The 12,350-nt window shown below is 31.6% G+C and carries 11 protein-coding genes; 5 read left to right on the forward strand and 6 right to left on the reverse strand.

What is annotated here, in order from left to right:
• Nucleotides 1-639 precede the first annotated feature (639 nt).
• Nucleotides 640-1,644 carry an alpha/beta hydrolase gene (locus B2R82_RS23690; RefSeq protein ID WP_286927408.1) on the forward strand — a complete coding sequence of 335 codons (1,005 nt, stop codon included), beginning with the start codon at nucleotides 640-642 and terminating at the stop codon, nucleotides 1,642-1,644.
• Nucleotides 1,645-1,893: 249 nt separating this feature from the next.
• On the opposite strand, the gene B2R82_RS23695 is transcribed toward B2R82_RS23690, so the two are convergent.
• Complete coding sequence (locus tag B2R82_RS23695) at nucleotides 1,894-2,601, reverse strand: DUF3267 domain-containing protein (protein ID WP_313372974.1); 708 nt, start codon at nucleotides 2,599-2,601, stop codon at nucleotides 1,894-1,896.
• 248 nt (nucleotides 2,602-2,849) lie between these two features.
• Here B2R82_RS23695 and B2R82_RS23700 point away from each other — a divergent pair, with 248 nt between their 5' ends.
• Together B2R82_RS23700 and B2R82_RS23705 are read left to right on the forward strand one after the other, a co-directional pair.
• Complete coding sequence (locus B2R82_RS23700) at nucleotides 2,850-3,611, forward strand: glycosyltransferase (RefSeq protein WP_286927409.1); 762 nt, start codon at nucleotides 2,850-2,852, stop codon at nucleotides 3,609-3,611.
• A 259-nt stretch (nucleotides 3,612-3,870) separates the two neighbouring features.
• Complete coding sequence (locus B2R82_RS23705; RefSeq protein WP_286927410.1) at nucleotides 3,871-4,251, forward strand: hypothetical protein; 381 nt, start codon at nucleotides 3,871-3,873, stop codon at nucleotides 4,249-4,251.
• A gap of 321 nt (nucleotides 4,252-4,572) precedes the next feature.
• Here the strand turns inward: B2R82_RS23705 and B2R82_RS23710 are convergent, their stop codons facing one another.
• From B2R82_RS23710 to ermCL, 3 genes are all read right to left on the reverse strand, one after another.
• Nucleotides 4,573-5,718 carry a DUF418 domain-containing protein gene (locus B2R82_RS23710; RefSeq protein ID WP_286927411.1) on the reverse strand — a complete coding sequence of 382 codons (1,146 nt, stop codon included), beginning with the start codon at nucleotides 5,716-5,718 and terminating at the stop codon, nucleotides 4,573-4,575.
• A 742-nt stretch (nucleotides 5,719-6,460) separates the two neighbouring features.
• The gene (gene erm / locus B2R82_RS23715) at nucleotides 6,461-7,195 is read right to left on the reverse strand and encodes a 23S ribosomal RNA methyltransferase Erm (RefSeq protein ID WP_286927412.1); all 735 of its coding nucleotides are present in this window, start codon (nucleotides 7,193-7,195) and stop codon (nucleotides 6,461-6,463) included.
• A 59-nt stretch (nucleotides 7,196-7,254) separates the two neighbouring features.
• Complete coding sequence (gene ermCL / locus B2R82_RS23720; protein WP_123317386.1) at nucleotides 7,255-7,314, reverse strand: 23S rRNA methylase leader peptide ErmCL; 60 nt, start codon at nucleotides 7,312-7,314, stop codon at nucleotides 7,255-7,257.
• A 475-nt stretch (nucleotides 7,315-7,789) separates the two neighbouring features.
• Between ermCL and B2R82_RS23725 the strand changes: the two genes are divergently transcribed.
• Together B2R82_RS23725 and B2R82_RS23730 are read left to right on the forward strand one after the other, a co-directional pair.
• A complete protein-coding gene (locus tag B2R82_RS23725; protein WP_286927413.1) occupies nucleotides 7,790-8,545 on the forward strand; it encodes a MerR family transcriptional regulator in 756 nt (251 codons plus the stop codon).
• A 1-nt stretch (nucleotide 8,546) separates the two neighbouring features.
• Nucleotides 8,547-9,044, forward strand: a complete 498-nt coding sequence (locus B2R82_RS23730; protein WP_286927414.1) for a hypothetical protein — start codon at nucleotides 8,547-8,549, stop codon at nucleotides 9,042-9,044.
• Between the two features lie 348 nt (nucleotides 9,045-9,392).
• Here the strand turns inward: B2R82_RS23730 and lepA are convergent, their stop codons facing one another.
• Nucleotides 9,393-11,219 carry a translation elongation factor 4 gene (gene lepA, locus B2R82_RS23735; RefSeq protein ID WP_286927415.1) on the reverse strand — a complete coding sequence of 609 codons (1,827 nt, stop codon included), beginning with the start codon at nucleotides 11,217-11,219 and terminating at the stop codon, nucleotides 9,393-9,395.
• A gap of 651 nt (nucleotides 11,220-11,870) precedes the next feature.
• On the reverse strand, nucleotides 11,871-12,311 hold the full coding sequence (locus B2R82_RS23740) for a hypothetical protein (protein WP_286927416.1): 441 nt from the start codon (nucleotides 12,309-12,311) through the stop codon (nucleotides 11,871-11,873).
• Nucleotides 12,312-12,350: the final 39 nt, after the last annotated feature.

Raw genomic sequence — 12,350 nt, forward strand, 5'->3', positions numbered from 1 at the left:
GCATTGGCATTCCACCTGGCATCATTGGAAATCGCCTCCATCAGGTGCTAGAATAAAAGAATGTTGAGTGTAAAAAGCCCAATTCGAATAATAGTCAAAGCTCATTGTATCATTCTCCCTTTTTCTTTATTATGGAATAAAATCAAATTGTTTTTATTCTGCAATCAGTTTCATTATATTAGTCATACTATATAAAGCATGGGCTTTAATCTCGTATAAGTAAAACCCCCACAATTTATTCAGCTAAGATATATGACTATACCGTTATGCAAATCAATTTTTCTACTTAACAATCGTAGCTTCTCCATAATTATTACGATCGTGACCTGCACATTTTAATTCTAGATTTTTTAATAAAATTTCCATCTTCAATTTCTTCTAATCTCATAGTGATTATAAAATGAACACCTTTATCAGTTTAATCACATTATTCTTTACTGAAATTTTATTAATATTTTTTAACTCTATTGGTTTTAAGAAAGCTTCTCTAATTATTTGCTTTATCATTGAACGCTCATTGTCATAGTATTTGTCATAATGAACTTATCTACGAAACTATTGATTTCAATAATAAATGAATATAATAAATCAACTTACATTACTCAATGGAGTGTTGAAATAAAAAGGAGTATAAAAATCATGAAAAAATTTTTAAAAATATTCAAGTGGATGGTAATTATAATGACAGCAAGCATAGCATTGTTTATTACCGTTAACCATTTTAATCCGGCCCCACTTTTAAAAGTGACAGGAAGTTTTCTAGGAGCTGAATACAGTTACGATAAGCGTGTTGAACAAACAGAAGAGGTATTAAGTGACAATACAAAAATATATAGAAATGTTGCCTATGCAAGTAATTACCCTAATAATTATTTGGATATTTTTGTACCAGAAGGAGATACAACAACTACAAGACCAGTGCTTTTTAATATACATGGTGGCGGATATGCATGGGGGGATAAAGTAGATAATGAAGAATTTGTTCAACACTTTGTTGATGAGGGTTACATTGTAGTCTCAATGAATTATGCTTTATCTCCTGATTATTTATATCCTGTTCCAATTATTCAAGCAACAGAAGCTCTAGGGTATGTTGCTGAAAATGCAGAAAAATATGGTATCGATAATAATAACTTTGTGATTTCTGGTGAATCGGCTGGTGGACAATTAGCAGGCCAATTAACAATTATTCAAACTAATAATGAATATGCAGAAAAATATGGGTTTAAGGTAACAAAGGATATAACAATAAAAGGAGTTATTTTAAATTGTGCCTTAATAGATATAAAACGTGTCGATAATACAGGTTTTGCATTTACAAACTGGCTTTTCAACGGTATGATTAGAGCTTATTTTGATTCAAATGAATTTCAAAGTCTATCCGAGGTAGCGGAAGCAAATGTTATTGAAAATGTAAATGTGGATTTTCCAAGTACTTATTTAACTGAGGGAACATTTGCAACCTTCACGGATCAAGCATTAGATTTCGAAGAAAAGTTATCATCCTTAGGAATAGATGTTACATTATATATAACTCCTGAAGAATCGAATTTAGCACATAGTTATAATGGTGATTTTTCAACAGAGGAAGCACAATACAATATTGCTCAAGAGCTAGATTTTATGAAGAAGGTTACTCAGTAATGAAAACTTCCCAACCATACAGATTTAGTGTTATGCAATTATCTACCATTCTGTAGGAAATAATATTCCAATTGCAAGGCAAAATAAAATCTCATCATGAAATACCAATGGAAGTAATTATACATAGACTATTAACCACATTATAAAATTCCCTTTTAGCCATCCCTTTGAAAAGTGATGGCTTTTTAATTAATAACAATTGAATCACCAAGCCACTAATAAAGAAGATTTTTGTTCTCTTCATTTTATTTATTTAACTTTCCAATAAGTGTTTAGTCCATTACTTTTTAAAGTGGCGTTTTTCGGTACTTGGGTAATTAGAAAAAGATTAAGTAGATCGAGTGATGACCCTAATGAGTTGAGTATGATTAAAAATTTTAATGTAGTCGTTAATAGCCCGAATACGCTTAAAATTAGTGGGAAAATCATTGAAATAATAACAAAAGGAGCAATTGAAATGATAATAAATCTTGACTTTGAAATCTCTTCTTCTGTTAGCACAAATGCCCCAAACCAGGTAAACCCTATATATGTTTTATTGGATTTAACAAAATTCGGAATGAAAATTAAATGAATTAATTCATGAATTACTAACAGTAACACTAACAAAAAAATACTACTTAAATTAATAGTAATTGATAATTTATCAGGTTTTATTCCAAAATCGTTCAAAGAAATAGTGTTAAAGATTTTTATTATCCCAATAGAAATGAATGTAGCGACTATCATTAAGGGAGTAGATAACAAAATTGCACTTAATACATTCCTAGGCTCTTTTATTAAATTCCAATTATTTCCCAACAATTCTACATGTACATTTGGATTACTTTTAGGCAATTTGTTTATTATTTTCACCAAATCAACCCCATTCATATTTCTTTTTATTAAAGCTTTCAAAACCCCAAATAATACCATTTTTTCAGTATGAATATCCAATACTCTTGCTATATCCTGCATGATAGTTTAATAATACCACGAATCAAATTAATTTGGATATTTATTTCCATTTTTAATACCAATCAGGTTTCTAACAGTTGCTTACCTTAAACTTTGGAGGCTGTCAAGTTAAGTTAACCAGTTAAAAAGATACTGGCTTCTAAATAAGCTGTTAAGCTAAACTTATATTTAAAATTGACACAAAAAACGCTATATGTAAATGATATACTAAATTTATAAGTACAATTAACTTGAAAGAGGGATTTTATATGTCCGAAAACAAGGGATTTATTAGGGATGGTTCTGAAAAGGATGTAAAATTTTCTGTGATAATACCCGCTCATAACGAAGAAAAGTATATAGGGGAATGCCTAGAATCGATTGCTAAGGCTGCACAACCTTATAAAAATCAAGTTGAAGTGATTGTTGTATTAAATCGTTGTACAGATAGAACAGAGGAAATTGCTAAATCATACAATTGTGTGACTTTGGAAAATAACGATAAAAATTTATCCAAAATTAGAAATGCAGGAGCTGCACTAGCAAAAGGTGAAATCCTGGTTACCATTGATGCTGATACTCGAATGACAGAACACTTGTTAACAGAAGTTGAAAAGAACCTGACTTCAAATCAATATATTGGTGGAGGCGTGAACGGAAATTTTGAAAGAGTTTCCCTAGGGATAATTGTTTCGACCATGCTATTGATTGTTCCCATATTGTTTAAATATGGATTTATTTCTGTAGGAATTTTTTGGTGCTATAAAAAAGACTTTCAGGCAATTAAAGGTTTTAATGAGAACATGCTTATGGCAGAAGATGCTGACTTTGCAAAGCGATTAAAACAATGGGGTAAGACAAATGGGAAAAAATACGGGACAGTTAAGAATGGAATGATTACTTCTTGCAGACGATTTGACCATTATGGGGACTGGGTTTTACTTAAACGACCTGGTATGATTTTAGCTTATCTAAAGGGCAATAATGATAAGGCTGCTAATGAAGCCTATTATGACGATCAAGCAAGATGATAATGTAGTAAACTTCATTGTTTATATTAAAGATATTATAACAGATAACTAATATTAGTTGTCTGTCTTTTTATATTAAGAGTCGATTAGTGGTAAATATAACGAACTACCTAAAAGTTAAAATACTGGATATTGCTAGAACTAAAAAAACAGGTTTCTGTATTAGTTTTTTGATCATTTTGGTTTCTGTTGACTAAATTTTTATATACAACACACGATCATAAAATGTTAAATAACAGGTTAAAAAAGGAGTGTATAGATGAAAGATTGCCCGAAATGTTTAGCACCTAATGCTTATAAAAAAATACATAAGGATAGTTATATTTCATATATTTGTGAATACTGTGGGTCCGCTATGGAAGATACTATGATTTTCGAAGAAGGAGAAGTTACTTCAATCACAGAAGATAATGTTACGGAAAATAGGTCACCTTCAACAACAATAATTAAAATCGATAATGAGTCAAAAAGTAATAAGCCATTTATCCTATTACTAGTTCTACTACTCATTTTTTGTTCCTTACCATTTATAAGTAGTCGTTCTTTCCTTGACGATCTCAAAGAAATATTTAAGATTGAAAATAATGAAGCAGAGGATTTTAATACGGAATATAGCATGAAAACATTTAATCCTAACTAGAAGATAAAATTTATGTGGAAATAAAACGAAACAGGAATTGGTAATTTTATTTCCCAAGAATTATATGAAAAATGACTAAGGTAACCCTTATGAATTGCTCTTTTGTCAAGTAGAAGAGAAATAGTATAAATATGTTAAGCGGCTTGAATCCTGAATTCAAAAGAGTTCAAGCCATTTAACCGTTTATTAAAATGATTATAAAAACGAATAATGTCACCCATTACCGTTTCTATGTTCTGCTGTAATTCTTTCAATCCATTTGTATCCCATGAGGAAATTTCGAAGCTTAGGTGCCACCATAGCTCCATTTGACGCACAATATTAATTCAATTTCCGAGGATTTTTTAAATAAATGAACCACCTTAAAATTGTTTCTACTGGTCCGAGTGAAAAGCGCTTTAAATAGTGTTGACTTGCTTTGAGCTGAATGCCATAAATAATGACCGATAAAAGGATTCCAACAAATATACCCAATTTCCCAAACAACCCAAAACCATACCCATAAAAAATTATTGTACAAATGATTGATTGCATTAAATAGTTTGTGAGCGATAATTTCCCAATGGGAGCAAAATAATAACTTATTGTCTTTTGATAGCGACTAAAAAGCCATGCGAATAAGGCAATATAACCTATCGCTAACACATATGTCCCTGTAGAATATATAAATAAGCTGTATGGTGTGTCAAAAATAATGAACCCCTTCAGCAATAGCCCGACTGGTACGAGCAGCGCCACTTTTTTATAGGTTCTACTATTATTTTCTAGCTGCAAAAATGCGCCCCTTTTCGCCATCCCCATTCCAAACAATACAAATGGGCCGACTGCAAGAAAGCTTACACCAACAAAGAAAAGCCAGCCAATTGGTAGGATGAAAAATAGTGAAAGTCCACCCTCTACAATGAATTCACCTAATCGTTGTGTTAATATTTCTGCATATGTACCGTTTTGATAAATCATGATTTCCGTATCTGTTAAAGGCTTTATAAGCTGTATGAAGCTGTTGCCAAGAAAAGCTCCTACACTAAGGATTGATGTTAAAATGAACCCCCATACAAAATATGTTTTCACATTGCGCTTTAAAAAGAATAATAATAAAATGAAAAGTGTCGAGCCATACATTAATAAAACATCGCCTTCCCACAAAAGTGCAATATGCATCGCCCCTAATACAGATAGGCCTACTGCTCGTCGAAATACAATATTTTTGTACTTTACCCCTGAAGCCTCTCGTGATTCAATCATTTTTATCAAAACATAACCAAATACAAAACCAAAAATCGGATAAAATGAACCTTCTACAAAAATTTTCACAAAATAATAGCTTACTTTATTAAGTCCACTCGCCGATTCAATAATTTCCACTCCTGAAGAACCAAATTGGAAGGAAAGCATATTAGCTATTAAAATTCCGATTAGGGAAAAACCTCTTAATGCATCCATCATTTCCACACGTTCTACTTTCAATCTCTCACCTTCTTTTTTATCATTAATTACTATACGAATGTAGAGAAGAATAGTTTCGTAATTATTGTAAAAAACTATTTTATATACCAAAAAGTAACTCTCTATCTTTTACTTAAGACTAATTTCTCCCTAATAAGTTATTAACTCCAATTTTTTAATTTCTGCAAATAAAAAAACCACATCTTTTTAAATATGTAGCAGTGTAGTGTTACGTAACATTGAAAACCACAAACATTCCTTTTAGGGAAATCACAATTAAACAAGGGTATGTCTCTTAAAAGATTTGTGTAATTAATGGTTTGTCTGGGGAGATTTTAACCTAAGAGTAAGAACAAAAAATTTTCAATGTTACGATGAAGAACAGAATAAGACCGTATACCAATGTTGATTGAAAGTGGACAACCTATAAAAACGGTTAGGTGACACTTTAGGAGTTATGTTGCATTTTAAAGATAAAAAATCTATCTCTTTTGGATAGCTTTTCAGACTATTAAATTCCAATAACTAAACTATTGCGTGCTGCTTCATCAACCCTTTCCTAATTAAAGGTAAGTGTGTTCAGAAAAGGACGAGTTTTGGAACAAACGATAACTTCTTTAAATTAAAATAAGCGATAATAAAATTGAGTAAGTATTTTTGTTCCACAATGGAGCCATTAAGGAATAGGAAAATAAAAAGGTCTAGCCAAAGTATCCAGGAGAAAATAAGTTTAAGGGGTTACTTGAATAGTAACCCCTTAGCACTATTTATTAAACAATTTATAGCTATTAAAAAGAGATAAGAATTGTTCAAAGTTAATGTCGTTTATATCATTGATTTTTGCATGTTTTAAGGCTTTATTAAATTGATTTTTTGTGAATATTTTCATGTACTCTTTGTTAACCCATTTTATCACAAAATATTTATATTTCTGCCTATCTTCATGCGAAATTTTTGATTGTTTTCTTTTTACTTTGATTAATGAGCTATTAACTTTCGGTCTCGGATGAAAATATTCTCTAGGAACCATACTTAATATGGAAATATCAACTTCTGCCATTAAAAGTAACGCCAATGAACGATTTGTATTTAATAGCCTTTTCGCAAATCCATACTCCACTACTAAATAACTAACGGTGGCTTTACTTTCAAAAACAATTTTTCGTATTATATCTGTACTTATGTTGTAAGGTATATTTCCAAATATTTTATATAACTTGTTCTCAGGAAACTTAAACTGCAATATATCCTCGTTTATAACATGAAAGTTATTGAAATTCGCAAGTTTTTTTAGCGTAGTCTTACATAATTTAGGGTCTATTTCAATAGCTGTCACATAATGGCACCTTTGAGCCAATTCAAGCGTGAAATGACCTTTACCTGAGCCAAGTTCAAAGATATTATCATTTATATTTATACTTATATTACTCAATATTTTATTTATATGATGTTTTGAAGTAATAAAATTTTGACTGTCTTTTATATTTATTTTGTTCATTATAACCCTCTCCAAGTGGTTATAATGAATTTTTTATATTAATAATTCATTATAACCATTTATTTTTCGTTTGGTTGATAATGAACTGTGTTAATTACAAAAATGCTAAAAATACCCATATGTTAATTCTCCTTCAATGATGATATTTAAATTTCAAACTCATACACAATTGGGATTGTCAATCACAAATACACAACAATTATTCATTAGAAAAAACCCTTTCTTGTAAAATTATAATAATTATAGCAGAACCATTGATCAATTACGCCCTAGTGTAATTGCGTCCGGATTTTTTTCGAGCTCGCTCGAAAAGCTCCTCTTCATATTCCGGGACATCGCCAGGGGCTTTAGGCCAGCATGATGTTGGTCACTCAGTCGTTGCCACAGACGTAGCGTTCATAGACTGAGTTCTGCTATTTCAGCGGGTATTCTTTAGAGGTGGGAGTATTCTGCTGAATCAATATAAAACGCCCCATTTCAAACACAATCCTTATTCAGCAGCTGTTGCAGATGGTGAATTACGTATATCTTGACATTAACNNGTTAATGTCAAGATATACGTAAGGTGATTTTAAAAAAATGAGGTGATTAGTTTTGTATACAATTTCTGAAGTTAGCAAGAGATTTAATATTTCGAAGCGAACGCTGAGATATTACCATGAAATCAACTTGCTTGTACCCAATGTTAATCCAGAGACAAACTACAGATATTATGGCAATACACATTTAATTGATTTACAAATCATTATAAACTTGAAAAAGCTTGGCATAACACTCAATCAGATTAAAAATATGTTAGTAGAGATTAATGCTAAGGATACAAATAGACATTTGAAAAATGCAATAGATCTGGAAATATCATTCATAGAGGAAGAAATTGATAAATTAATGAATAGAAAAAATAAACTACTAAGACTAAAAAATGGAGTAGAAATAAACCCTAAAATGGAGCATTTTAATATTCAAAGGCTTCTTGAATATATAACGGAGTATGATGCAGGTAAGCGTAATACTTTCTCGTCACAAGACTTTACTGTGAAAGAAATTGAAGTATTAAAAAACCTTCCTAATTTAGATAATCCCACTGCAATTGATTCAGATTTGAGAGAACTCTTACAAATGATTAGCGGTGGTTTGGAAAAATCAGACGATTTGCTAGAACAACAGATATACACAAAATACATTCAGGTTATTCCACCTTTATTTAACTATGATAGTAATCTGGAAAAAAAGTATTTCGATGTATTAGAGGAAAGTTTGTTAACAGAGCCAAAAGTTATCCCTTTTGATCAGGCATTTTTCAACTATATCAATAGGATATTATTGAAGTTTGACGATGGGAGGAAGTAAAATGCCTATACTAACTTTAATTATTATTTGTGAAATCTTATTCTGGGTATTTGCAATTCTTGGCGTCTTTTTTAGATCGATTATTAAAAACAACAAACTAGGTAGATTTTTCCTTATACTTATTCCTATAGACGATGTGCTACTAATTATTTTTAATATCGTCTCACTATTGATTGGTGAACCTTTTTCTTATAGTCATAGTTTGTCTGGTCTTTATTTAGGTATAACAATAGCATTTGGTGAAACCATCATTAAATGGTTGGACAATAAAATTAATAAAGTCAAAACGATCAAGAAAAAAGGTTACGACTATGAAATGTTTCATTTTAAAAAATGGCTACTTGCTGTATTAATTTATCTTATAGTTATGGGCGTATTTTATATTATACTTATTATAATTGGAAAAACATATAACACGTTTGAAGCATTGCCCGGATTCGCCATTGTTACACTTATTTGGTATGTAACAGGACCCCTTTGGGTAAAAGAAAAAAGTTAGAGTTCTAGGTTTTGTTTCGACAAAGATTGTTTTATCACTGTATACCATTAAATAATGTAGTTATAACAAGGACTAGTTGGAATCCATCAATTTTTATTGAAGGATCGGGCGAAGTTGTGGCACAAGCAATTAAAGAGATGGCGGAGGTAGTGATCCTTAAAGTTAGATTTTTAACTCTAACCTTAGGAATGCAGGACCCGATCGCCATCTCTTTTTATTTGGCATGTGCAAATTAACTCAGTGACTGCCGATATTTTTGATTTCATCCAAAAGATTTATCAATTAGTGGTAAGTCGGTGGCAATCTCCATCTAGTTGATATAACCCTATGAACGCTGTTATATCAACATTACTTCGAATCATCCATCTTCAGCACAGCCATAAACGCCTCTTGAGGAACTTCGACTGAGCCTACTTGTTTCATACGTTTTTTACCTTCTTTTTGTTTATCAAGAAGTTTACGTTTTCGAGAAATATCGCCACCGTAACATTTTGCTAAAACGTTTTTACGAATGGCTTTAATCGTTGAACGCGCTACAATTTTTTGTCCAATTGCAGCTTGAATTGGTACTTCAAATTGTTGACGCGGGATTAATTCTTTTAATTTTTCAACGATGACTTTACCACGTTCATATGCAAAGTCACGGTGTACGATAAAGCTTAGTGCATCGACTTGTTCCGCGTTTAATAAAATATCCATCTTCACAAGTTTGGAAGGTTGGTAGCCGATAAGTTCATAGTCGAACGAAGCGTAGCCCTTCGTATTCGATTTTAAATAGTCGAAGAAATCATAAACAATTTCTGATAATGGCATTTCATATATAATACTCACACGTGATGTATCGATATAATCCATTGTCATGAAATTACCACGCTTCAATTGACATAGCTCCATAACAGCTCCTACATAATCGTTTGGTACCATAATTGTTGCTTTTACATATGGCTCTTCCACGCGATCAATTTTTTGAGGATCTGGCATAAATGAAGGATTATCAACGTTTATTGATGTACCGTCCGTCATATGCACATGATAAATAACGGAAGGTGCTGTTGTAATTAAGTCAATATTAAATTCACGCTCAATACGCTCTTGAATAATTTCCATATGGAGAAGCCCTAAGAAGCCACAACGGAAACCGAAGCCAAGTGCTTGAGATGTTTCTGGTTCATATTGTAATGCAGAGTCATTCAGCTCTAGTTTTTCTAATGCTTCACGTAAATCATTATATTTAGCTGTATCAATCGGGTATAAACCACAATAAACCATTGGATTTAAACGACGATAACCGGCTAACGGTTCACCTGCTGGACGATTGGCAAATGTAACAGTATCCCCCACACGAGTATCGCCCACATTTTTAATGGATGCTGTTAAATATCCTACATCACCAACTGTTAATTCAGTCTGTGGTACAACCTTTGGTGTATGTACCCCAACTTCAACTACTTCAAATTCTGCTCCTGTCGCCATCATACGAATCTTATCACCAGCTTTGACAGTGCCGTTGACAACTCGAATAGAAATAATAACACCTTTGTATGCATCATAAACGGAGTCAAATATAAGAGCTTGTAGGGGTGCTTCTGGATCACCTGTTGGTGCAGGTACCTTTTCTACAATCTGCTCTAAAATATCCTCAATACCGATTCCTGCTTTGGCAGAAGCTAATACCGCTTCAGATGCATCTAAACCGATTACATCTTCCACTTCTTGACGTACGCGTTCTGGATCTGCTGCTGGTAAATCGATTTTATTAATTACTGGTAATATTTCCAAATCGTTATCAAGCGCTAAATAAACATTTGCTAATGTTTGTGCTTCAATACCTTGCGCTGCGTCCACAACTAAAATGGCACCCTCGCAAGCAGCTAAACTTCGTGATACCTCATATGTGAAATCGACATGTCCTGGTGTGTCGATTAAATGGAATGTATACACTTCGCCATCTTTTGCTTCGTACTTTAATTGAACTGCATTTAATTTAATGGTAATGCCTCGCTCACGCTCTAAATCCATTGAGTCGAGTAGCTGTGCTTTCATTTCACGAGATGTTAAAGATTTCGTTTGCTCTAAAATACGGTCAGCAAGCGTTGATTTCCCGTGGTCAATATGTGCAATAATAGAGAAATTTCGTATATTCTCTTGTCGTTTTAAACGTGCTTCTCGGTTCATCTTTTCCACTCCTAATTAAACTATAATGAATTATACTATGAAAGATACGCAAAGTACAACAGCAACAAGACTAGAAAGCCTATAATATCAATACTTTTAAGTGTTTTTGCCGTTTTTATATTTTGCAAGATAAGGCGCATAAAAGCATGGATTTGGGGCTAAAGGGGTCTAGATTGGGGCCAATAAAATACGGCGAGCGTGTGTGCAGGAATCAGTGAGTGAGATAGATTGATGCTAATATTTTTCAATCTTTTTTATTTTAGTTAGTTCATTTAATAGATGTTATATGCACACCCTTAATATAGAAATAAAAATTAAATTTATCTATTTTAAACAGAAAAATTCGAAATACATATCCAATGATACCCATATTTATAAAGAAAATAATTTAGGTAGTCAGATAGCAATTATACACTAGTACCTAGGATATATCTCGTAATCCAAAATAAATAAAAAGAAGTAGCGAAAATAAAAAAGACCAGGCTCAAATTAATTGAATACCTGGTAAATAATAAGAAATTCTTCTAAAATATCTTATTAGCATTTTATTGGTATATAAATAATTCACCTTCATTAACTATGTGTCAGTGACATCAATAAAAAATTTAATAATCATTATATATTTTGGAACTTAGTGTGTAAAAAAATTGATCATTCATTAAGATTTTTTCTCTTTGAATATTTACCATCTTCAGAGTTGAATATATACACATGTTCTCTTGTGTATATATAGTACATTCCTAATTGTCCCTTTATTTCATTTTCTTTAGACATATCAATCTCTTCAGATGTTTCCTTAATTATTATTTCTTTAGCTTCTAAATAGGTAAAATTAGGTAGATTATAAAAAATAATAATGCTTATTAAGACTAGCCCTATAGGATAAATCATTAGTAAAAGATTTGATATTTTTTTAATAACTTTATCCTTACTAATTATAAAAACTACTAGAAGTAATAGACTAACAAATAAATTGGGTAACCAAGTGTTTGTATATTCACCAGTAAATTCATATTTATTTCCGATAATAAAAATTGTTATTGATATACAAACATGGATTGCCGCTAGTGCTATCAGTATTATTTTCTTCATTATAGGACCTTACACCATTTAAATGTTACTTGGGAAAAA

Source organism: Lysinibacillus sp. UBA6686, from assembly GCF_002455205.1.
GTDB classification, from domain to species: domain Bacteria; phylum Bacillota; class Bacilli; order Bacillales_A; family Planococcaceae; genus Lysinibacillus; species Lysinibacillus pakistanensis.

Coding starts and splice junctions, on each gene's coding strand:
- B2R82_RS23690 (WP_286927408.1), top strand. CDS start 640: ATGAAAAAATTTTTAAAAATATTCAAGTGGATGGTAATTATAATGACA.
- B2R82_RS23695 (WP_313372974.1), bottom strand. CDS start 2,601: ATGCAGGATATAGCAAGAGTATTGGATATTCATACTGAAAAAATGGTA.
- B2R82_RS23700 (WP_286927409.1), top strand. CDS start 2,850: ATGTCCGAAAACAAGGGATTTATTAGGGATGGTTCTGAAAAGGATGTA.
- B2R82_RS23705 (WP_286927410.1), top strand. CDS start 3,871: ATGAAAGATTGCCCGAAATGTTTAGCACCTAATGCTTATAAAAAAATA.
- erm (WP_286927412.1), bottom strand. CDS start 7,195: ATGAACAAAATAAATATAAAAGACAGTCAAAATTTTATTACTTCAAAA.
- B2R82_RS23730 (WP_286927414.1), top strand. CDS start 8,547: ATGCCTATACTAACTTTAATTATTATTTGTGAAATCTTATTCTGGGTA.
- lepA (WP_286927415.1), bottom strand. CDS start 11,219: ATGAACCGAGAAGCACGTTTAAAACGACAAGAGAATATACGAAATTTC.
- B2R82_RS23740 (WP_286927416.1), bottom strand. CDS start 12,311: ATGAAGAAAATAATACTGATAGCACTAGCGGCAATCCATGTTTGTATA.